The sequence below is a fragment of the Corynebacterium sp. HMSC073D01 genome, assembly GCF_001815555.1.
GTDB classification, from domain to species: Bacteria; Actinomycetota; Actinomycetes; order Mycobacteriales; family Mycobacteriaceae; genus Corynebacterium; species Corynebacterium glucuronolyticum.
On sequence record NZ_KV821031.1, the window covers coordinates 244,478 to 265,324 of the forward strand.

The window sequence follows — 20,847 nt, forward strand, 5'->3', positions numbered from 1 at the left end:
CAAGCGTACCGTCATAGCTTACAGCCAACTCTCAGAGTTGCGCGAATTTTTAGAACTTTTCGGTGGGGTATTCATCTTTCGGTGGGGTTCGGTGGGGGTGATCTCCTGAAATTTTCGCTACCGTGCGGAATTTGATTCCTCTCGCTCATCGTCTTCTACCTTTAAGCGCTATACGCAGCGGGGATGAACTGAAGGAAAATAACGGTCGCAAATTTAGACCGCTTGGTCTATAGTTGGGTGGAACGGCTTAACCACATCACTAGAAAGTTGAGATCAGCATGACTGCTAACGTCTGCTCTGCTTCACCTCAGTACAACTCAGGTAAGGGGGAGGGATCCCCGGTGGGTATCGCCCTTTTGGGACACGGCACTGTCGGAGCTCAGGTGTTGCGTTTGATGGACGAATACGCGGACGAGCTCGAACATCGCATTGGCGGCCCCCTTGAGGTCAAAGGCGTCGCCGTGCGCAACGTAGAGAAACACAGGGAGACCGTTCCGGCTGAGCTGCTCACTGATGATGCATACAGCCTCATTCAACGTGACGACGTAGATATTGTTGTCGAGGTGATCGGAGGGATCGACTACCCTCGCGAGTTAGTCCTCGCCGCGCTCAAAGCTGGGAAGTCCGTCGTCACCGCTAATAAGGCTCTCATCGCCGCGCATTACCAGGAACTGGGAGATGCATCTGACGAGTCAAACGTTGATCTCTACCACGAGGCGGCTGTTGCCGCGGCAATTCCTGTCGTTGGCCCCCTTCGCCGCTCGCTTGCAGGCGACCGCATCAAGTCGGTAATGGGCATTGTTAACGGCACGACGAACTTCATTCTTGACGGAATGGATTCCACCGGTGCCGATTACGACGAGATGCTCGCCGAGGCAACCCGACTCGGGTATGCCGAAGCGGATCCGACCGCAGATGTCGAGGGATTTGATGCGGCTAGTAAAGCCGCCATCTTGGCATCAATCGCATTCCACACCCCGGTGTACGCCAAGGATGTGCACCGTGAGGGCATCACCAATATCAGCCCCGATGACATCAAGGCAGCGCAGGCTGCAGGTTATGTAATCAAGCTGCTCGCTATCTGCGAGCGGTTTACCAACCAGGAAGGAAAAGAAGTGGTTTCCGCACGTGTTCACCCCACACTTGTGCCGCGCAGCCACCCGCTGGCTAGCGTGAGCAAGTCGTTCAACGCAATCTTCGTTGAAGCTGAGGCAGCCGGTCGCCTGATGTTCTACGGAAACGGAGCAGGCGGGTCGCCCACCGCTTCTGCCGTTCTCGGAGACATTGTTGGTGCTGCCCGCAACAAGGTTCACGGTGGCCGTGCACCTGGCCAGTCCACCTACGCCAACCTGCCGATCGCAGACTTTGGTGACGTGTCCACCCGTTACCACGTTGACATGGAGGTGGAGGATCGGATTGGTGTACTCGCCGATATCGCTAAGATCTTCACTAAACATGGCATCTCGCTTCGTACGGTGCGTCAGCACCAGGGCGACGACCACGCTCGCCTGATTCTGGTCACACACACCGCGCGTGAACAGGACCTCGAGGAGGTCGTCGATGAGCTGAAGAAGCTTGAAGCCGTGCGTGGTATTGAATCCGTTATCCGCCTGGAGGAGTAATTGTGGCAGTAGAAATTCCGCAGGGGACGAAGGTGCACGTCCGTGTTCCTGCCTCGTCAGCAAACCTCGGCCCGGGGTTCGATACCCTGGGCATTGCCCTGACCATGTACGACGATGTAGATGTAGAAGTCGTAGAGTCGGGTCTCGAGATCGAGATTCACGGTGAGGGGGCCGATACTCTGCCTCGTGATGGTTCACACCTTGTTGTGCGGGCCATTCGAGCCGGGTTGAAGGCAGCCGATGCCACGGCACCTGGACTGAAAGTGACGTGCTACAACACGATCCCGCAGGCGCGTGGATTGGGTTCTTCCGCAGCTGCTGCAGTGGCAGGTGTCTCTGCAGCAAATGGTCTTGTAGGTATGTCCCTCACCCCGGATCAGGTGGTTCAGCTTTCGAGCGCCTTCGAAGGACATCCTGACAACGCATCGGCCTCTGTGCTTGGTGATGCAGTAGTGAGCTGGACTGATGTCCCCGTTGACGGGCAGACGCTGCCACAGTTCCATGCTGTTGGCATTCATGCTCACGAATCTATTGAGGCAACGGCGTTCATCCCGAGCTTCCATGCGTCAACAGATGCTGTGCGGAAAGTATTGCCTAGCGATGTCACCCATCAAGATGCACGGTTCAATGTGTCTCGCGCGGCTCTGCTTACCGTGGCGCTGCAAAGCCACCCCGAGTACCTGTGGGAAGCTACCCGTGACAGGCTTCACCAGCCGTACCGGGCAGACGTGCTTCCAGTAACAGCCGAATGGGTTAACCGTCTACGTAACCGTGGGTACGCTGCGTACCTTTCGGGTGCAGGTCCCACCGTCATGGTGCTCCACACCGAACCGATCGCAGAGTCCATTATTGTCGCTGCCCGTGAGGACGGATTGCGAGTGGAGGACCTTCGTGTAGCAGGACCCGTGGAAGTTACCACCACGGTCTAAGAACATACCCGTACCGAGTGGCAGTGATCGTGCCACTGCTAGTAGGGCAGTGGGCAGTTAAATGTCGCTCTGTGACACGATGCGCGAAACCGTAAGGAATCCTGCGGTGAAGCAGTGACGGCAAGAGTGAGGTAAATACAAAAGTCCCGGCACCGTGAACTGCCGGGATTTTTCTTCGCTTTACGTTCCTCTGTAGTTTTCCTTTTTCTACGGTGTGTCCCTTCAGCGTTCCTGTAGATCAGTGGAAACGAAGGCCTATCGCGGGTAGACGCTGGTCGCAAGTGCCTTGGCAACAACGCTGACGCGTGTGCCATAGTCGAGTGCGAGGTCGGCAAAGCTTGCCGGGGTGATCGGCACGGTGACTTCGTTGCCTCCTGCAATAGTGACGCTGATGTTAATCTTGCCACCGGAGTGGGCGATGCCGCTGACTACGCCAAGCCAATGGTTCCGTGCGGATTCCTGTGGTCCGGACCAATTTTGTTCCTTGCTGTACAGACGAAGGATCGCGGCCTCTGGTGCGAAAACAGCCACGGCCTGGGCCCCGGGAACAAGAGTATCCCAAGGAACATCCTCGCCTGCCACGCCGGAGACATCACCGAGGGTGACAATTCCATCGTGTACCGAGTTGATCGTCCCGGTGATGCGGTTCAGACCTGTCAGATCAGCAACGAATTGTGTCGGGGGTACGCGCAGAATCTCCTCGACCGGTGCTTGCGCGGCGACTTTACCGCCTTCGATGACGATGACGGAGGTCGCGAGCGCGTAAATGTCCGTTGGGTTGTGCGTAACAAGCATCGTCTGCCTGTCCTTGCTAACAGCATGGAGGACAGTCCGCCACGCAGAAGCGCGGGCAACATCGATGGCTGCCAGAGGTTCGTCGAGAAGCAAACGGGCAGGACGAGTGGCCAGCGCTCGAACCAAGGCGACGTGGGCCGCCTGCCCACCGGACAGCGCTGGGACGGGAACGTCGGAAAGATCAGCCAAACCAGCCGCAGAAATCCACGCGTCCGCATCCTTCGTCACCATTTCCAATGCCTTCTTCACCGTGCATGTGCGGGGAAGACCGGGGTTCTGCGTGAGGAGAACACCGTCCAAAGTGCGCATGTACGTTGTCTTTCCCGCACCGTTGGGGCCGATGATCACGATGAATTCGCCTGCGTGTGTCGTTTCCGCAGGGGTAGAAAGCGCCCGCACGCGTTCGACATCGATATCGCCAATGGTACGGACAGTCGGCTTGTACGATTTCTGAAGGAGACTGGGAAGAGTAGCCAACACGAGGACAACAAGCGCAATGCCGATGAGCAGTGCAGCCATAGCGAGGGCAGCATCCGGATCGATCTCGCGCTCCAAGTAAATTCCCAGCGGCAGGGTGCGTGTTTTCCCGGGCATGGAGCCTGCAAAGGTAATCGTCGTACCGAACTCGCCGAGCGAGCGAGCAAACGCGAGTCCGGCGCCGGTTGCTAGGGAAGCAGCGATTGCCGGGAGAGTGATCTTGTTCAGTACCGTCGACCGGCTCATACCGAGGCCGAGAGCGGAACGCTCAATCTCCCTGTCCATCGTGCGTAGAGCGCCGTCAACGGCGACAACCACGAAAGGCAGGGATACGAAGATATGCGAAGCCACCACACCTGGATAGGCGAAGGCGAACTGCAACCCCAGCGCGTCAAGGATCGGAGCGGTGATACCACGGCGACCAATGAGAGCCGTCAGCGCAAGACCCCCCACGACAGGTGGCATAGCCAGAGGCAGCAGAACAAAAATCCGCACGAGTTTCTTCCCCCGCAGCAGCAACGCGATGGGGACACCGAGAAGGGTGGTGATGACCGTCGACCACGCTGCAGACGACAGCGTGATGGACACCATCTCCAGTGTCTCCGGCCGGGCGACGATCTCCGGGAAGCGGAGCCAGGGGACGCGGATAGCTAACGCAACGATGGGCCCGATCAAAATGATCAGGCCCACCCACGCCAGCGGCTTAACGAACCGGGCTGAACCCATACTGTTCCAGAACCTCGGCGAACTTATCGGAGGTCAGGAAATCCTTGACCTTCTTAGCCTGCTCCGGGTGCTGTGTGCTCTTGGTCACGGCGATCGGGTACTCGTTCTTTTCCTTCTCCGCGCCGGGGATCGGCACAGTGATGACTGTGTCGCTGGCGGAGATAGCATCGGTGGAGTACACAAAGCCGGCATCGGCTTCGCCGGAGGTCACCTTGCCGAGCGTATCGGTTACGGAGTGCTCGAGGGATGCGAACGGGATGTTCTTATCACCGACGAGGGCCTCCGTTACACGGCCACAGGGAACCTGCGGGTCACATGCGACAACGGTGGCACCGGCGTTGGCCTTTTCCACCAGCTTGTCGATGGAGGTGATCTCCGGATCTGTTGTCACAAGCACGAGTTCATTCGTGGCAAAGACGGTGGGCTCCTCAACGAGATCCTTTTCCACTGCCTCATCCATGGCCTTGCGGTCAGCGGTGATCAGGAGGTCGCCGGGGGCGCCCTCTGCAAGCTGAGAAATGAGGGTCGAGCTGCCGGCGTTGTTGAATTCAACCGGGAATTCCTTGGAGATTGCGTCGTTGAGCACGCGGGTGGATGCAGCGCCCATGATGAGGATCTGCTCTTGGCTCTGGGTATCAGAGGCCTGGGCAGAACTGCTATTCGACGCGGAGGTGGTCTCCGCACTCTGCGAGCAGCCCGCCACAGCAAGTGCTGCCATCAGCGTCGTTGCTACTAGTTTTGTTGCTTTATGCCCCACGGGACATGTCCTCCTTCTCTCGCAACGCACCGGCGTGCACTGGGGAACAATCCTGGCGCTTCTGGACTGCGGTCGTTGCTTCTTGTGACCAGTAAAAACAATGGTTTTGCTATGTATCCTAACCGAGAAGAGCGCGGTGCGTTACGTTTGTCTCAGTTTCCTCCCAATAGAATTCGGGCATCTCGATTGTTCTAGAGCGTGTACTAGACCTCTCAGCATGACTCAAAAAGCAGGTATGAGGCTCCGCGTCTGCCGACCCGCGTTGTGGCCGCGCATTTGTGTCCGCGCGTTGAGAGTGCGGACTGCGAATAGGAGTTGTGAGTATTTTGTCGAAAGACAGGGGCGCGTAGCCTCGATTTGTGTCTTTGGCTTGCTGATTTGATCTGCCATAGGGACTCAGCGTGGGGAGCTTTTGGTTCGCCACCCACACACCGCGAGGCAGCGTTCCATGAAGTGCGTGACAGCTGTCCAGGCACGGTCTTATCGGATGTGAGAACATAAGAGCAACAGTTGAGTGAGATGCTGCTTGCGAAGCACACTGGTAGCAAACCAGTGCAGTTGTTTGTGCTATTTCGCGATAGCTCAGTGAACGTCAGATGTGCGTTGGAACAGACAAGGGAAAGTGAAGTAGAAAATGGAGCCTTCGAATATCACAGCCACCGTGATCACGGTTAGTGATAGAAGCTACGCAGGCACTCGGGAAGATGCCTCAGGGCCGCTGGCTGTTACTGCTCTCCGTGAAGCCGGATTAGTCTGCGGTGATCCTGTTGTCGTTCCTGATGGAATCGATTCAGTTACTAATGCGCTCAGAGATGCCGTAGTGAAAGGATCCCGGGTGATTTTTACTACAGGGGGGACGGGGATTACCGAACGTGATCTCACGCCGGAGGCTACTCGTATTTTCATAGAACATGAGCTCGTCGGCGTGGAAACCCAAATTTTGCTGGAGGGACTGAAAAAGACCCCTATGGCCGGGCTGTCTCGCGGGCTCGTCGGAGTCGGAGGCACGTCCGTTTTCATCAACGCGCCGGGTTCGAGGGGCGGAGTAAAAGATGTCCTGTCTGTTGTGATTCCACTTCTGCCTCATCTAATTGAGCAGCTGGACGGGGTTGCCGGAAAAGCTCACGGTGAATAGGGCTGTATCGCACTCGTTCACACTCGCTTGGTGTGCACACCCCTGCTGTGCGCTGGCTAACTCAGCTTGCCGACGCTGACTGAGCGCTGAATCAGAGTGCGAAGCTGGACCGGGGCGTTCTCACCTTTATCCTTGCCAGAGCTCGGAAAATCATAAAGATACCGGCAAGGCAACATGATGACAAAGGCACGTGCTGTTTATCGCGGAGGGACGTGTCATACGCACTTACCCCTGCATTTTCCCGCGAGCGCCGTGCTACCGACGCATTCCTTCTCAGCGCATTCGGAACGATCTGATGAGTCTCTCGTCGTTTACTTCTGTACCGACGGAATGGTGGCTGCAGAATGATGCGTGAAGGATTTGAGCTCCTCCAACGTGTCGTAGTCGCGCTCAGAGCCATCGCCCGGAACTTCGATGAATGAAGGAGCGGCGGAGTAGAGGCGCTTGGCAGCGCCCTCTGTCCCTGTCTCCGCAATAGCGGCACGCAGGTCAACGGTACGCCAGAGAGCAATAAGTGGCTCCAAAAAACCGTCGCTCGAGCGGACGACGGCGGCCGAATGGTCACCAATGACACGAGCTAACCGGGGAAGCAGACGAGAGGCGAAGGGGGCATCGACCGTGGTGATGAAAACGAAGGGAGTAGCGATCTCTTCGCTTCCTCGCGCGATCGCGGCGATGGGGCCGGCGAAGGGAGGATTTTCTGCCACGAGCTGCACGTCGGCGGGGAGGCCTTCCGGCTGCCGTGAACTGACTACGATGCGAGGTGCGGGGCCTAGTGAGCGGAGAACAATATCGATGAGCCGCTCGCCATCAGCAACTGCGCAGGCTTTATCGATTCCACCCATCCGAGTCGCACGCCCACCGGCAAGCACCATGGCGGAAATCTCGCCGCTGCTGGGGCTATCGCATGCAGGGGGCACGCTAGCTTCGTCTCCCGAACACACTTGTTAGTCCTCCCGGATCCACGTGCCAGAGCGCCCGCCGGACTTCTTTGTAATCTTGCATGAGCGAATGTATGCCGAGCGGTCAACACCTTTCACCATGTCGATAATTGCCAGCGCCGTGACGGATACAGCGGTGAGCGCCTCCATCTCTACTCCGGTGCGGTCTGCCGTACGCACGGTGGCTTCGATAAAGACATAGTCATCGCGGATCTCGAGGTCTACAGCCGCTCCATGGATACCGATTGTGTGGGCGAGGGGCAACAGGTCTGGAACCTTCTTCGCCGCGGAAATTCCAGCGATGCGTGCGACGGCAAGGACGTCGCCCTTGGGCACAGTACCGTCTCTCAGGGCTCGGATAATGTCTTGGGAACAGTACACTTCGCCCTGGGCGGTTGCGCTGCGAACTGTGGGAGTCTTTTCCGTGACATCCACCATGTACGCCTCGCCGGCGTTATTGAGGTGCGTAAATTTCATGTCCTGTAGTCCTTTCCTTGTGATCTGCCGAAAGGCCAATGGCAATTCTGGTAGCGGGCGGCTCCTGTGCGACAGCAGCCTAGGCTACTGTCAGCTGACACCCGTAGTGAAACTGAGATGATTGGCGAACTGGTGCCAGTATGTGGAGTTGTGTCAGAACTAGAGCAGCATGACAAGCGCATCGTGGCCGGTGTGTCCGGGAGGGACGATGGCAAGGCCGTTCATTCCAACGAGGGAACCAATGCGGTGGGATCCCGCGCCCTTCGACACCACACGGTCGCCTTCGACGCGGACGGGGAAGAAGCGGGTGCGCTCCTCAATCGGGTCGAGTGGGCCGTCGATGGACATGGGAATCTTCACCAGTTCGTGCGGGGTATTGGTGAGACATGCAATCACTTCGCGAACGTACATATGGAAACTCACCCAGGAGCTCACAGGGTTACCAGGCAGGCACACAAGCGGTATGCCCTTCCACAACCCGCAGCCCTGGGGCTTACCTGGCTGTTGTGCGACCTTGACAAAGGCGATAGATCCAGCGGTAGCTTCCTTGACTACGTCGAATGCGCCGGCTGACACCCCGCCGGTCGTAACGACAAGGTCGCAGCGGCTGGCAAGATCATCGAGGATTTCGAGGAAATCGGATGGGTTGTCGCTGGAGTGGTGGGCGCGGACCACGTCGCAGTGCTCCGCGCGCGCAAGCGCCTCGATCATGGGGCCGTTGGAATCGGGTATTTGCCCTTCTTCTAGCTTGTCGACGGCTGCCAGCTCGTCGCCGGAAGAGATCACGCCGACAACGGGGCGGGGGTAGCACGTCACGGTAGGGACACCAACCGAGATGATTGCCGCGATAGCGGACGCATCAAGCCGCTGCCCGGCGCGGACGACGGTGTCGCCAACGCACACGTCTTCTGCTTTCCGACGGATGTTTGCCTGCGCTTTTGGAGAACGGTGAACCTCCACCGTGCGAGGAAGCTCTTGTGGCCCAGGCTCGAGGTTAGTGTCCTCCACGGGGACAACAGCAAGCCCCTCGTCATCGCCCGTTGGAGCACCCGTCATAATCCGCACGGCTTCCCCCGAGCCGACCGAGAGCGCCGTGGATCCTGCTGGAACATCCCCGATTACGCGTCGAGTAGCGTCAGCATCCTCCGTGCGCACGAGAAATCCGTCCATAGCAGAATTGGTGAACCGCGGGATAGGCAATGTAGCGGTGACATCCTCAGCAAGGACGAAACCTGCAGCCTCCTCGGTGGCGAGGGTTACTCGCTTTTCCAGCGGTTTTGCGAGTTTCTGGATGGTGGACAGGTATTCACTCATGGGGATTAACACAACGCCCACTATACTGACCCGAATGATTTACTCACGTATCCGCGACACCGCTATTGATGTCCCCTTTCTTGCCGAGCAGGTTGCCTGCGATGAGGCCGGAGCCATCGCTACGTTCGACGGCCGGGTACGCAACCACGATCACGGCCACGCGGTGACCAAACTGACCTACTCGGCTCACCCCGCAGCCGAGCGCATCATCGCTGAGGTCGCTGAACAGATTGGGAAGAAATACGACCTCCATTCCATCGCAGTCGAACATCGGACAGGGGATCTGTCCATCGGCGACACTGCCCTTGGTGCGGCTGTCTCCTCATCCCACCGGCGTGAGGCGTTTGAGGCGTTAACCGAGCTCGTCGACGAAATTAAGGCCCAGCTTCCTATTTGGAAGCAACAATTCTTCTCTGACGGCACCTATGAGTGGAGCAATTGCGCCTAACCAGTCATCCCTTTGCAAGCGGTTCCTGTACGGGCGCTCCTGCACAGGAATCGAAAAAGATGTGACCTGATATCTAAGGTTCCTGGAGCCTCCACAGGTTCCTGGATCCTCTGCAGGTCTCGAGGCTGACCAATACATACACCAATACATACCTCGTCCGTATCGCTGAGACAGACTCTGTGATCTTTATCTCTTGCTTCCGTGTCGTTTTTCCACAGTAATTGTTTTATTGCCACATACAATCATTTAGTGGTTAAAAAATTTTTCGGAGTGTGTGTGGCAACGGTGCTCACCTGTGGTGTGGTGCCAGCAGCGCAGGCAGTGACGCTAGATCCGCGCATGGTACCGCCACGCACTCAAATTACCGTCCGGCAAGATTCTGGTTTGACCTTTTCCACCGGTAACAGTCACGAAGCGCGTCCTGCTTTGTCTTTGAGCAAGCTGTATTTGGGGTATTGGGTCCTCAAGTACGGTGATCCTTCTGATAAGGAGCGGGTAGAGAACATGATTCGCTACAGCGAGGACGGCACCGCCTCCTACCTCGATCAGCGATATCGGAACGCCATCAGTGGTGTCATTGCAGAGTTTGGCCTAAGAGAAACGTTTTACACGGGGTACTGGGGGAGCGTCCGCACGTCCACCGAAGATGTCTCTCGCTTCACTGCACAGATCAGGAATGACCCTATCGCCGCACCGATTATCCGTGGGATGGAGACAGTAGCTCCGATTGCTGCCGATGGCTACCACCAAAACTATGGGACATCCCGGGTTCCGGGGGTTCAGGGAACTAAGTTCGGGTGGGCAGATCGTCGTGATATCCATGCCTCGGTATCATTCGCGCCGGGTTTCACGGTGGCGGCCAATACCTACGGAGGACCTGATGCACACACTGCCGATGTTGTAGCCGCTGTGCATAATGATCCTCATCCTGCCCCTGCGCCGCCACCGGCACCCGTGGTAACTCCGTTAGAAACGATCGGCCTCGGTTCTTCAGAGGCTGTCGCCGCCGTTAATGCCCAGGTGAGTGCCGCCCAGGAGGAGGCAAATAGAGTGCTCGAAGGGGCCACGGAACAGGCTCAGCGGGCTGCACGTGACGCTTGTGTGGCAGCGAACCAATCCTTGGCTCCATCCGGTTTAGCGCCTGTTTGTTAGGAATAAATTGTTAGGAATAAATGTCCTGCGGGAGTGCTCGCCGTTCGTGAAAGCTTTCTCCGTCGCGGGAGCATGCACCGCAGCAAACACGCATTATAGATTTATGAAAATTATGGATGCGTTGGACAGGTGAGTCGACGAAAAAGACGGGTGTGATGGAAATACGGACCCGACGTGAATGCGTACCGAGATCCAGAAAAAGACATGCGTCGCGGGTAACTGTGATCTGCCTTAGCCTCCTGCGAAGGGAGGCAGGAAATCGACGGATTGTGCCGAGGCGACCGATGCCTGTCGGTCAGTGGCCTGGGCGTTGTCGACGAAAATGGCACATTGCTCAAGCACCGCTCGTGCATGCGGGTGTGTGTGTAGTACCTGCTCCCGCAGCTCTGCAAGCGTGGTCGTTTCATCGACCTTTGCTGGTTCCTCGGTGTGACCTACGGCATCGGCCGCGGCAGCGAAGTAGCGAATAGTTGTCACTTGTTAACCTCCAATTGCGCTCATAGTCCGGTCCGGCTGGATGAAAAGGGGGCTATCAATACCGTGTCCAGCCTTCTTAACGGACATGCACTCGCTCCAGGCACGAGCGAGCTCGTCATCTGTGGCGCCGGTGCGCATGAGGTCGCGCAGTGATGTCTCCTCGCGGGCGAAGAGACAATTGCGAATGGCGCCGTCCGTGGTCAGACGCGTGCGGTCGCAATCGCCACAAAACGGGTGTGTCACAGCTGCGATGATGCCGACGTACCCATCGAGGGCACCATCGGTGGCATGCCACAGGGCAGCAGGAGCAGATCCGCGCGGTTTTTCTGCCTCCTCCAAAGTAAACCGCGTCCGCAGGGTGTCCAGAATGTGATCGGCAGTTACCATTTTCGAACGATCCCATTTATCAGGGGGCCCGAGGGGCATTTGCTCGATGAACCGCAACTGTGCTCCATGCTGTAGGCAGAACTCCGCTAGCGGTACGATATCCCCTTCATTGACCTCCGGCATGACTACCGTGTTCACCTTCACGGGGGTGAGGCCGATTTTGCTGGCGACACGTATCGATGTGAGCACATCGTCAAGGCGGTCGCGACGGGTGAGGCGTGTGTATGTGTCGTTATCAAGGGAATCTAGAGAAATGTTAACGCGATCCAATCCTGCGTCCTTCAGCACTCGTGCATGGCGATGCAGGCTCACACCGTTGGTGGTGATTGCCGTGGAGGGAGAAGGTGTGAGGGCCTTCGTGGCAGTAATGATCTCCGGAAGGGATTTGCGAAGCAGGGGTTCGCCACCAGTAAAGCGAACCTGTTGGATTCCGAGCTGTTCCACAGCGATGCGGATGAGTCGAATCGTTTCCTCATCAGTCAACGTATCCGGGGTGGGAATCCACTCCAGTCCTTCGGCAGGCATGCAGTAGGTACACCGGAGGTTGCAACGGTCGGTGAGCGACACCCTGAGATCGCGGGCGACGCGGCCGTAGCGGTCGGCCAATAAAGTGTGTGTTGACATGTCCCCTCCAAACTAGTCGAAATACCCTGCGGTAGCTAATAACAGATGTACGACCTTGTCTATTCTTGTGTTTGCCTTACCGGTCTAGCTTGTGGGTTTAAGCGTCGCCGGTCCAGCCTGTGAGATTTGTGCGTCGTAGCGAAAGCAAGTGAGTATGAGCGACTGCTGGTGAGGCGGAGTTCTGTCACAACATGTGCAGGGCGCACCACGTGTGGGCAAACTAAGTGTGGGCAAACTATGTGCAGGCAAACCGTGTGCGGGAAAACAGTAGTCAGCGCCACGTATCCGCTTCTTAACCGTAGGGCGATGCTCGGCGACATAGGGCGACGTAGGGCGACGTAGGGCGACCTAGGGCAACCAAGGGCGGCGTCGGGTGTTGTAACGGGGCAATCGTTCTCGTACGCACCTATCCCGGGCTCACACCGGCGGCCGTGGGGAACGAAGAAGTGCTACGACAACGAGATGCGCTGATCGTTGAGTACGTCAGCTAGACGTGACGGATAATCAGTGATGATTCCATCGACACCTGCGTTGACCAGATCGACCATGGTGGCAGGATCATTAACCGTCCACGGAATGACCAGTAAATTATGCTCATGAGCCCGATCAACATACTCTGCCATGGTCTCCGGACGAGCCCCGGTGTCCCCTCTGCGAACTCCCAACGGGCCTCCGAAATTGGGAGCAATCGCATCGGCACCAAGGGCGACGACCGCTGTAATCGGATCTCCGTGGACCGCAGAATACTGAATTCCTGCTAGCCATGGGGAGCCATCGGTGAATGTCTCAGCGTCATACTTCGCCACGGTTAAAACCTCGCGGTTCGATGCCCGGACCAGGGGGAGGACGCTCCAATCCGACGACTGGATAGCGACCCTGTCGCTGAGGTCGAATGATTCCACTTCCGATAGGATGGCCGCGACGTAATCCTGGGGTAGAGCCGTTGCTTCATCGGAATCAACCTCAGTTCGTGGCTCGATATTGAAACGAACGTACGGTGCATCCTTGGCTAGGTTGAAGACATCTTTGAGCTGGAGAATCGTGCTTCCCTGCGGGTGATGCGCCTCGGGAAAATCGGCTAACGGCTTAGAACAATCCAGGGTGTGCACCTGGGCGTAGGTAAGCGTATCGATGCGCTTACCTACATAGGGAAACTGCGGATCGCCCGGTGTAACTGGAGCGGTGTCGGAGCACTTTTCCGCGAAGATGCGAGCGTCGTTCCACACAACGGGAACCCCGTCTTTGCTCAGCGTGATGACGAACTCCAGGGTAGTAACCCCGACCTCGAGTGCGTTGATGAAAGCAGCCTCGGATCCTTCGGTGTACTCGCCACGGCCACCACTATGTGCTTGCACATCGATCGGTGATGATGAGAATACGGAGCCACTCGCTTCGGCGGCAATCGGCTCGGGGGTGATGGCGGAATCGGAAGCCACGCTACTTGTGCATGCCGATAGCGTACCAATCATCACCGCGCCGACGAGTGGCACTGCATAGAGATGACGGTGGTGCATAAGCGGTCTTTCTAGGGCTGTCTTTCTAACGAGATCTTCATAACGAAGTCGTCGTAGCGTGATCCTGTTAGAAGCAACCAAGTAGCTGGGATGTATAAAGTCTTATTCAAGGCTAACGAACATTAAATTAGCGCATGTTGGGAACCGTGCCAGGTGAACAACAGCTGTCGGTTTAGAGCCGCCGTGAACGCCATCGAAGCGGGGGATGAGTCGCGACTCACCTACCATTTGTTTTAGTTATGCCAGGTTTCTCGTCGTAGCATTATCGCTTTTAGCTGGCATTCAGGATGTTGGCAGTAAAACACCAAGAAGTGGGGGAGGGGGAGGATGTCACCGCCTGGTCACGTGGCATGGTTCCAACACCTTTGAAGTGCTTTGGGAATACAGCGTGCGCAAAACCGGCCTGGCGAAACACTGGCCCGGCGAAAAACCAGCGTGCGCCTAACCAACGTGGCGTGAAATCAGTAACGCGGTGGTGAGAGTCCGGCAGTCTAACGTTCGCCGGGCCCTTTAAGTTTGACGATCTCGAACTCGTGGTGGGCAAGGTGTCCGCGAAGATCCTTCTTGTCGAACTTGCCAACGCTTGTCTTATCCACGCTGGAGACGAACGTCCAGTACTCGGGCAGCATCCAGTTGGGCAGAGTTTCCCTCATGGAGGTACGCAGGCGCTCAGCGGTTTCGCTCGTCGGCGGAACACCCTCGTGCAGGACAGTGACAGCGAGAGGTCGCTCGCCCCATTTCTTATCCGGGTAGCCAATGACCGCGCACTCGATGACATCCGGGTGCGCCATGACGAGGTTTTCCAGCTGTACGGAGTAGATCCACTCACCGCCGGAGCGGATCACATCCCGGGCGCGATCCTCGATAGTGAGGAAGCCGTCCTTGGTCACACGTCCCACGTCGCCTGTGCGAAGCCAGCCATCGTCTGTGAACTGATCCTCGGCATCTGAAAAAGGCTTGCCCCGGAATGTCGTTACATTGTCGGAATGGAAGTACGATCCCGTTACCCAGGGGCCACGGATCTGAATTTCGCCGTGGTTGCGGTCGGTACGGGAAACTTCGACACCATCGGTCACCACACGGTACTGCACGGATGCTGGGAATCTGCCCTGGGAGATGCGGTACGCCCAGCGCTGCTGTCCTGATACGCCGGACGGTGGCCGTGCGACCGTGCCAACAGGAGAACTTTCCGTCATTCCCCACATCTGGATGACATCGACGCCGTATTTTTCCTCCCACATCTGCGTGAGCGAAGGAGGTACGGGCGACCCACCAGCAATAATTTCCGTCAAACTCATCCTGGCTGGCGGGTGATGTAGATAGTGAACCATGAGAGAAATCCACAGTGTGGGCACTCCTGTTGCTACGCGTGGATGCACCTCGGCGATGATCCGCGCAAGCCGAGCCGGGGACACGTCCTGACCGGGAAGAACCAGAGGGGCACCGGACATAAAAGCAGCGATCGGAACACCCCAGCTCAGAACGTGGTAGATCGGAACGCAGCACAAGAATGGCGTGCCGTGAGACACCGCGAACGAATCCTGCGTGCGCAGGGAAAGCGAGTGCAGGTAAATGGAGCGATGTGAGTAGGCGACACCCTTCGGCGGGCCGTCCGAGGTGCCCGTCGAGTAGCACAGAGCAGCGGCCGTGTGTTCCTCCAGCTCTGGCCAGTCGTAGTGGGTGGGTCGGCCGTCGATAAGCTCCTCATAGGAGTACACCGCGACTGAAGCAGGAAGCTCGGCCAGGACTGGTGCTAGATCACCATCACCGATGACCACCACAGCGCGGACGATGGGACATTGGGGGAGGATCGGAACAAGAATGTCCACAAGTCGAGGGTCGCAGACGATGACAGAGTCCTCGGCATGATTGATGATGTGCGCGATCTGATCGGCTTGCAGCTGCTTATTCAGAGGCTGGAACACCGCACCCTTGCACGCTGCGGCGAATAGCACTTCGAGGTGCTCCGGGCAGTTGTACATGAGTGTTCCCACCCGTTCGTCGCCCAGGATTCCCAGCTCATCTTCGAGAGCATGGGCGAAAGCAGCAGCTCGCTTGCCGATCGCAGCGAACGTGGTTTCCTCCAGCTCATCCCGATTCCAGGAGTACACTGTCGTGTCGCCATGAATTGTCGTTCCATATTCAAGGATTCGGGCGACATTCAACGGGATATCTTGCATGGTGGCGCGCATACCACAAACTTTAACCTAATGTTGTCGTGGCATGGGCGTATGGGTTAGGATAGATCCCGAAACAGATGCGGGTTCTCACTTCTTCCCGCAATATTCCAAGTTTTGTCGTTCCCATCGCGGAACTTCTTTTCAAGAAATTACCTCTAACTACCGCAGTCTCAAGGCGGTACGAAAGGAATATGTGTCTATGACGGACAATGTGGATCTGTCAACGCTGAAGCTCTCCGAGCTCAAGCAGATCGCCCAGGAAAAGGGGATCAAAGGGGTATCTGGGCTCCGTAAGCAGGCGCTCATCGATCGACTGGCAGCCGAACTGAACGGGGATAGTGAGCCCAAGCGTGAAGCGTCCAAGCCACGCCGGGCTACACGGAAAGCACAGTCCACGGGCAAGGCTCAGTCCGAGCCCGCTGCCACGATCGTGGAAGAGTCTGAGCCAGAAAACCAGTCTCCTGCAGAAGAATCTTCTACACAGGATGCGCAGGAAGAAAACAGCGAGTCCAACACGTCTGACCGCCACGATGGCGCCCACCAGTCGAGGTCACAGGCCCGTCGTGCGCGCCGGGTTCGCCAAAAGATGAACCACCGTCGCAACCGTGATGGCCGTGACGATGCGGATAACAACGGTGGTAAAAGTGACAACCGCCGTCGCAACCAGAACAACGACGAGAACGATTCTCACCGCAATGATTCGCACGGTGGAGACAATCGTCATTCCTCCGACAACCGTGGATCTGACAACCGTGATTCGGATGCTCGCCAAGGTGCCGAGGACCGTCACGAGGGCAACGGTAGCGAGCGCAAGGACAAGAACGAGCGCAACGATCGGAATGACCGTGATAACAATCGTCGCGGTGGACGTGGTCGCCAGCGTAACGAGCGCAACGACCGTAACGAGCGCAACGACAAGAACGATCACACAGGGGAGAACGAGGAATCCCAGCCGATGCAGCAAATCGCTGGCATTCTGGACATCATCGATTCCAACATCGCCTTTGTGCGTACGACGGGCTACCAAGCAGGCAGCCAGGATGTCTTCGTTCCCCAGCAGATGATTCGTCGCTACGGAATGCGTCGCGGCGATTACATCCAGGGTGCTATCCGCGCACCGCGTGAGGGCGCGAACCAGGATTCCAACAACAACCACAATAATCGTGGTCGCGGTCGCAATAACAATCGCGGTCGCCAGAAGAACAACGCTTTGCAGCGTGTGGATGCGATCAACATGCTTCCGCCGGAAAACGCCAAGCAACGCCCGGAATTCTCCAAGCTCACGCCGCTGTACCCGAATCAGCGCTTGCGCCTGGAAACGCAGCCGAACATTCTTACCACGCGTGTCATCGACCTTGTCATGCCGATTGGTAAGGGGCAGCGCGCACTCATCGTCTCCCCGCCGAAGGCTGGCAAGACCACCGTGCTCAAGACCGTGGCCAACGCGATCTCCGCAAACAACCCAGAGTGCCACCTCATGGTCGTGCTCGTGGACGAGCGCCCCGAGGAAGTCACGGATATGCAGCGCAGCGTCAACGGTGAGGTGATCGCCTCCACGTTTGACCGCCCGCCGTCAGAGCACACCGCCGTGGCGGAACTTGCCATTGAGCGCGCAAAGCGCCTGGTTGAGCTCGGCAGTGACGTGGTCGTTCTCCTGGATTCCATTACCCGCCTCGGCCGCGCGTACAACAACTCGTCACCGGCCTCCGGGCGCATCCTATCCGGTGGTGTGGATTCCAACGCCCTGTACCCGCCGAAGCGGTTCCTTGGCGCTGCCCGCAATATCGAAAACGGTGGTTCGCTGACGATCATCGCTACGGCTATGGTCGAGACCGGCTCCGCCGGCGACACCGTCATCTTCGAGGAGTTCAAGGGCACCGGTAACGCAGAGTTGAAGCTTGATCGCAAGATCGCCGAGCGCCGTGTGTTCCCGGCTGTGGACATCAACCCGTCGGGTACCCGCAAGGACGATCTCCTTCTCGCTCCCGATGAGGCCAAGCTTGTGCACAAGCTGCGTCGTATCATGAGCGCACTGGATTCGCAGGCCGCGATTGACTTGCTCATCAAGCAGCTGAAGAAGACGAAGTCGAACCGCGAATTTATGCGAGCGCTGGCCACGTCCGCGCCGATGACAGCGGGTGAGACGGAGGAGGATTACATCTAAATGGCGAGCCACGTCTCCGCAGTAGATGACATTCTTGCTGAATACCAGGGTCTCGAGGCCCAGATGGCCGACCCGGAGTTCGCTAACGACCCGGACAATGTGCGCAAGGCTGGCAAGCGGTACAGCCAGTTGCAGCCCATCGTGAACCTGAACACGCAGCTCGAGCAGGCACGTGCTGACCTTGCCGACGCGAAGGAACTCGCCTACGAGGACTCCGCGTTTACAGCCGAGGTCGAGCGCCTTGAGCCGAAGGTTGTCGAGCTTGAAGAAAAGCTCGCCGACATGCTCGCACCGCGTGACCCCCACGATCCGGACGACATGGTCATGGAGATCAAGGCCGGCGCGGGCGGGGAAGAGGCAGCGCTGTTCGCAGGCGAACTGGTGCGTATGTACCAGCGCTACGCAGAAAAGCACGGTTTCATCACCGAGGTGCTGGACGAGTCCGAGTCGGACCTCGGTGGTGTCAAGGACATGACGCTATCCATCCGTTCCAAGAATCCGTCCCAGGACGGTGCGTGGAGTGTATTCAAGTTCGAGGGCGGCGTGCACCGCGTGCAGCGCATCCCCGTGACGGAATCAAACGGTCGTATCCAAACGTCCGCCGCCGGTGTCCTCGTGTACCCGGAGCCGGATGAGGTCGGCCAGGTGGAGATCGACGAGAAAGACATTCGCGTCGATGTGTACCGTTCCTCCGGTAAGGGCGGTCAGGGCGTGAACACGACGGACTCCGCAGTCCGCCTGACGCACCTTCCTACCGGCATCATTGTGACCTGCCAGAAGGAACGCTCCCAGATCCAGAACAAGGCCCGCGCCATGCAGGTCCTGCAGGCGCGCCTGCAGCAGATCGAAGAGGAGAAGGCCGAGGCAGAGGCTGCTGAGGGTCGCCACGCGCAGGTGCGCACCATGGACCGTTCCGAGCGGATCCGCACCTACAACTGGCCGGAGAATCGGATCACCGATCACCGCATCGGCTACAAGGCTAACAACCTTGATAGCGTGCTCGACGGCGATATGGATGCGCTCCTGATGGCTCTCCAGGATGCGGACCGGCAGGCCCGCTTGGAGGCCGAGGATTAAGCTCTCCCAGGCGTTACGGTCGGCGGCGGACGAACTGTCCGCCGCCGGTTGCGCGTCTCCGCTTGTCGACGCCCGGCTCATCGCCGCTCACCTGTTGCACACCGATGTGGGAACGCTCTTTTTCCACGACGATGTTCCCGCTGGCTTTTGGGAGCTCATCCGCCGACGTGCCACACGAGAACCGTTGCAATGGATCCTCGGCACGGCACCGTTTGGTCCCCTCGACCTACACGTCGGTCCTGGCGTATTCATCCCCCGTCCGGAAACAGAGATTCTCGCAGATTGGGCGGTAAAGCAACATGCCGCCACGTACGCTGATTTGTGTACGGGATCCGGCGCAATCGCTGCCTACATCGCCCACTATGTGCCCGCAGCGCGCGTTGTTGCGGCGGAGAAGTCCACAGAAGCCGCGCGCTACGCTCGCGAAAACGGCGTGGATAACCTGTGGTGTGGAGACGTGCTGGACACTGCAGCATGTGTCTCCGCTCTCGATCCGGAGGGGGATGGGTTTGATGTAGTTGTCTCGAATCCGCCCTACGTGCCGGAGGCCGCCGAGGTTTCGCCGGAAGTCGAAGCCGATCCCCACGATGCTGTCTTCGCTGGTGAAGATGGCATGTCTTGTATCCCGCAGCTGGCCCACACCGCCTTCGCGTTGCTGAAACCAGGCGGCTGCTTTGGAGTTGAGCACGACGATGCGACCCAGCCCGCCGTATGCATGAGCCTGCAGGAGGCAGGCTTCACCCACATCGAACCCATGCAGGATTTCGCCGGTAAGCCGCGATTTGTCACCGGTGTGAAGCCGGTCGGCGCTGACGTTTAACGAGGCAGGCAACCGCGCTGATGTGCGCGGTTGTTTTCCTCCACCGTATCCCTCTAAACCGGAGTTGATCCGCAGACCATGAAGTGGGGCTAGGACTCGTGCCCTGGGGCGGTGCCGTATGTGTCGTCCAGTGTAGTAATCTCAGGAAGCCACGTGACAGACACATCCTGCAGGCCAGCTGCGCGGAAGATGTCGGCGTATCGTTCCGGTGAATCCGCAGTAGCCAGTGGAAGATCACTCATCACGCTCCCAGAATAGGCTTTGACAAACGCATTGGGGCCATCGACAACTTCCTCCTTGGAGATCTGCAGGTGTCCGGTCGGATCTACCTTTTCAGTAAGGTTCGGAATCGAGTCCACCTTTTTCTTCAGCTCGGGGGAGGAATCGAAATATTCCGGCGCAAAAGCACCGGCGCGCATGTGGACATCAGATAGCACGCCCAGGGCATAGAGAGTTGGAACAACCCCAATCCTGTTCACTAGGAGTACCTTCTGGGGAACGCCGTCTACCGTGATTTCGTGTCCACAGTTCTCAAAAGTAAAGCCATGACTACTGTCTGCAGCAGCCGGCGATGACGTGGCAGAATTCGTGGTGTCTGACGAACACCCAGCGAGGTTCATGTTCACGGCAGCCATGATGGCTAGAGCGAGGCTGCGGGAGAAAACTTTCTTCATTTTCTGTCTTCCTTTCTTATGTGTCTGATGTGCAGCATTCCGCGTACTAAACGGAATTTCCCATGTGTAAACGGAGTTCTGCGTATGTGAATGGAGTTCTGCGTGTTGGGGTGAGATCGGGACGTGATTCTTCTGACTGGTGAGATCCTTTAACTGG

Annotated in this window: 18 protein-coding genes; 8 read left to right on the forward strand and 10 right to left on the reverse strand. The window is 57.7% G+C overall.

The window, feature by feature from the left end; all coding sequences use genetic code 11:
• Positions 1-278 precede the first annotated feature (278 nt).
• Positions 279-1,622, forward strand: a complete 1,344-nt coding sequence (locus tag HMPREF3044_RS05185) for a homoserine dehydrogenase (RefSeq protein WP_070739709.1) — start codon at positions 279-281, stop codon at positions 1,620-1,622.
• 2 nt (positions 1,623-1,624) lie between these two features.
• A complete protein-coding gene (thrB, locus tag HMPREF3044_RS05190) occupies positions 1,625-2,551 on the forward strand; it encodes a homoserine kinase (protein WP_070739712.1) in 927 nt (308 codons plus the stop codon).
• Positions 2,552-2,806: 255 nt separating this feature from the next.
• On the opposite strand, the gene HMPREF3044_RS05195 is transcribed toward thrB, so the two are convergent.
• Together HMPREF3044_RS05195 and modA are read right to left on the reverse strand one after the other, a co-directional pair.
• Entirely contained in the window at positions 2,807-4,549 is a 1,743-nt protein-coding gene (locus HMPREF3044_RS05195; protein WP_070739715.1) for an ATP-binding cassette domain-containing protein, read from the reverse strand.
• Positions 4,527-5,306 carry a molybdate ABC transporter substrate-binding protein gene (gene modA, locus HMPREF3044_RS05200; protein WP_246820891.1) on the reverse strand — a complete coding sequence of 260 codons (780 nt, stop codon included), beginning with the start codon at positions 5,304-5,306 and terminating at the stop codon, positions 4,527-4,529. The genes HMPREF3044_RS05195 and modA overlap by 23 nt, the downstream gene beginning before the upstream one ends.
• 634 nt (positions 5,307-5,940) lie before the next feature.
• Between modA and HMPREF3044_RS05205 the strand changes: the two genes are divergently transcribed.
• Complete coding sequence (locus HMPREF3044_RS05205; protein WP_005392069.1) at positions 5,941-6,441, forward strand: MogA/MoaB family molybdenum cofactor biosynthesis protein; 501 nt, start codon at positions 5,941-5,943, stop codon at positions 6,439-6,441.
• Positions 6,442-6,752: 311 nt separating this feature from the next.
• On the opposite strand, the gene HMPREF3044_RS05210 is transcribed toward HMPREF3044_RS05205, so the two are convergent.
• From HMPREF3044_RS05210 to glp, 3 genes are all read right to left on the reverse strand, one after another.
• A complete protein-coding gene (locus HMPREF3044_RS05210) occupies positions 6,753-7,385 on the reverse strand; it encodes a molybdenum cofactor guanylyltransferase (RefSeq protein WP_005395985.1) in 633 nt (210 codons plus the stop codon).
• A gap of 3 nt (positions 7,386-7,388) precedes the next feature.
• Positions 7,389-7,859 (reverse strand): cyclic pyranopterin monophosphate synthase MoaC, encoded by a 471-nt coding sequence (gene moaC, locus HMPREF3044_RS05215; RefSeq protein WP_005392073.1) that lies wholly within the window; start codon positions 7,857-7,859, stop codon positions 7,389-7,391.
• A 159-nt stretch (positions 7,860-8,018) separates the two neighbouring features.
• On the reverse strand, positions 8,019-9,173 hold the full coding sequence (gene glp / locus HMPREF3044_RS05220) for a molybdopterin molybdotransferase MoeA (RefSeq protein WP_246820893.1): 1,155 nt from the start codon (positions 9,171-9,173) through the stop codon (positions 8,019-8,021).
• Between glp and HMPREF3044_RS05225 the strand changes: the two genes are divergently transcribed.
• A complete protein-coding gene (locus HMPREF3044_RS05225) occupies positions 9,172-9,621 on the forward strand; it encodes a molybdenum cofactor biosynthesis protein MoaE (protein ID WP_070739767.1) in 450 nt (149 codons plus the stop codon). The two genes, glp and HMPREF3044_RS05225, sit on opposite strands and share 2 nt — an antisense overlap.
• A 249-nt stretch (positions 9,622-9,870) precedes the next feature.
• Positions 9,871-10,773, forward strand: a complete 903-nt coding sequence (locus HMPREF3044_RS05230) for a hypothetical protein (RefSeq protein WP_232621863.1) — start codon at positions 9,871-9,873, stop codon at positions 10,771-10,773.
• 231 nt (positions 10,774-11,004) lie between these two features.
• Here the strand turns inward: HMPREF3044_RS05230 and HMPREF3044_RS05235 are convergent, their stop codons facing one another.
• The 4 genes from HMPREF3044_RS05235 to HMPREF3044_RS05250 all read right to left on the reverse strand — a co-directional run bounded on the left by HMPREF3044_RS05235 (position 11,005) and on the right by HMPREF3044_RS05250 (position 15,967).
• Complete coding sequence (locus HMPREF3044_RS05235) at positions 11,005-11,250, reverse strand: MoaD/ThiS family protein (RefSeq protein ID WP_070739724.1); 246 nt, start codon at positions 11,248-11,250, stop codon at positions 11,005-11,007.
• 3 nt (positions 11,251-11,253) lie between these two features.
• Positions 11,254-12,261 (reverse strand): GTP 3',8-cyclase MoaA, encoded by a 1,008-nt coding sequence (moaA, locus tag HMPREF3044_RS05240; protein ID WP_070739727.1) that lies wholly within the window; start codon positions 12,259-12,261, stop codon positions 11,254-11,256.
• Between the two features lie 449 nt (positions 12,262-12,710).
• On the reverse strand, positions 12,711-13,775 hold the full coding sequence (locus HMPREF3044_RS05245) for a glycerophosphodiester phosphodiesterase family protein (RefSeq protein ID WP_070739730.1): 1,065 nt from the start codon (positions 13,773-13,775) through the stop codon (positions 12,711-12,713).
• Between the two features lie 491 nt (positions 13,776-14,266).
• On the reverse strand, positions 14,267-15,967 hold the full coding sequence (locus HMPREF3044_RS05250) for a long-chain fatty-acid--CoA ligase (RefSeq protein ID WP_070739733.1): 1,701 nt from the start codon (positions 15,965-15,967) through the stop codon (positions 14,267-14,269).
• A 187-nt stretch (positions 15,968-16,154) separates the two neighbouring features.
• Here HMPREF3044_RS05250 and rho point away from each other — a divergent pair, with 187 nt between their 5' ends.
• The 3 genes from rho to HMPREF3044_RS05265 are packed head-to-tail and all read left to right on the forward strand — an operon-like array spanning position 16,155 to position 20,016.
• Positions 16,155-18,119: a transcription termination factor Rho gene (rho, locus tag HMPREF3044_RS05255; RefSeq protein ID WP_141759638.1), complete on the forward strand. Its 1,965-nt coding sequence runs from the start codon at positions 16,155-16,157 to the stop codon at positions 18,117-18,119.
• Entirely contained in the window at positions 18,120-19,196 is a 1,077-nt protein-coding gene (prfA, locus tag HMPREF3044_RS05260) for a peptide chain release factor 1 (protein WP_005392094.1), read from the forward strand.
• Positions 19,159-20,016: a N5-glutamine methyltransferase family protein gene (locus HMPREF3044_RS05265; protein WP_005396001.1), complete on the forward strand. Its 858-nt coding sequence runs from the start codon at positions 19,159-19,161 to the stop codon at positions 20,014-20,016. Before prfA ends, HMPREF3044_RS05265 begins: the two co-directional genes overlap by 38 nt.
• Before the next feature lie 89 nt (positions 20,017-20,105).
• On the opposite strand, the gene HMPREF3044_RS05270 is transcribed toward HMPREF3044_RS05265, so the two are convergent.
• Positions 20,106-20,690, reverse strand: coding sequence for a TroA family protein (locus tag HMPREF3044_RS05270; protein ID WP_070739738.1), 585 nt, complete (start codon positions 20,688-20,690; stop codon positions 20,106-20,108).
• Positions 20,691-20,847: the final 157 nt, after the last annotated feature.

What these genes read in the sequence shown, in the direction of transcription:
- rho (WP_141759638.1), top strand. Translation starts at nt 16,155, where the DNA reads ATGACGGACAATGTGGATCTGTCAACGCTGAAGCTCTCCGAGCTCAAG.
- HMPREF3044_RS05250 (WP_070739733.1), bottom strand. Translation starts at nt 15,967, where the DNA reads ATGCGCGCCACCATGCAAGATATCCCGTTGAATGTCGCCCGAATCCTT.
- HMPREF3044_RS05225 (WP_070739767.1), top strand. Translation starts at nt 9,172, where the DNA reads ATGGGGATTAACACAACGCCCACTATACTGACCCGAATGATTTACTCA.
- HMPREF3044_RS05205 (WP_005392069.1), top strand. Translation starts at nt 5,941, where the DNA reads ATGGAGCCTTCGAATATCACAGCCACCGTGATCACGGTTAGTGATAGA.
- HMPREF3044_RS05270 (WP_070739738.1), bottom strand. Translation starts at nt 20,690, where the DNA reads ATGAAGAAAGTTTTCTCCCGCAGCCTCGCTCTAGCCATCATGGCTGCC.
- HMPREF3044_RS05185 (WP_070739709.1), top strand. Translation starts at nt 279, where the DNA reads ATGACTGCTAACGTCTGCTCTGCTTCACCTCAGTACAACTCAGGTAAG.
- prfA (WP_005392094.1), top strand. Translation starts at nt 18,120, where the DNA reads ATGGCGAGCCACGTCTCCGCAGTAGATGACATTCTTGCTGAATACCAG.
- moaC (WP_005392073.1), bottom strand. Translation starts at nt 7,859, where the DNA reads ATGAAATTTACGCACCTCAATAACGCCGGCGAGGCGTACATGGTGGAT.
- HMPREF3044_RS05265 (WP_005396001.1), top strand. Translation starts at nt 19,159, where the DNA reads ATGCGGACCGGCAGGCCCGCTTGGAGGCCGAGGATTAAGCTCTCCCAG.
- HMPREF3044_RS05245 (WP_070739730.1), bottom strand. Translation starts at nt 13,775, where the DNA reads ATGCACCACCGTCATCTCTATGCAGTGCCACTCGTCGGCGCGGTGATG.
- moaA (WP_070739727.1), bottom strand. Translation starts at nt 12,261, where the DNA reads ATGTCAACACACACTTTATTGGCCGACCGCTACGGCCGCGTCGCCCGC.
- HMPREF3044_RS05195 (WP_070739715.1), bottom strand. Translation starts at nt 4,549, where the DNA reads ATGGGTTCAGCCCGGTTCGTTAAGCCGCTGGCGTGGGTGGGCCTGATC.
- glp (WP_246820893.1), bottom strand. Translation starts at nt 9,173, where the DNA reads ATGAGTGAATACCTGTCCACCATCCAGAAACTCGCAAAACCGCTGGAA.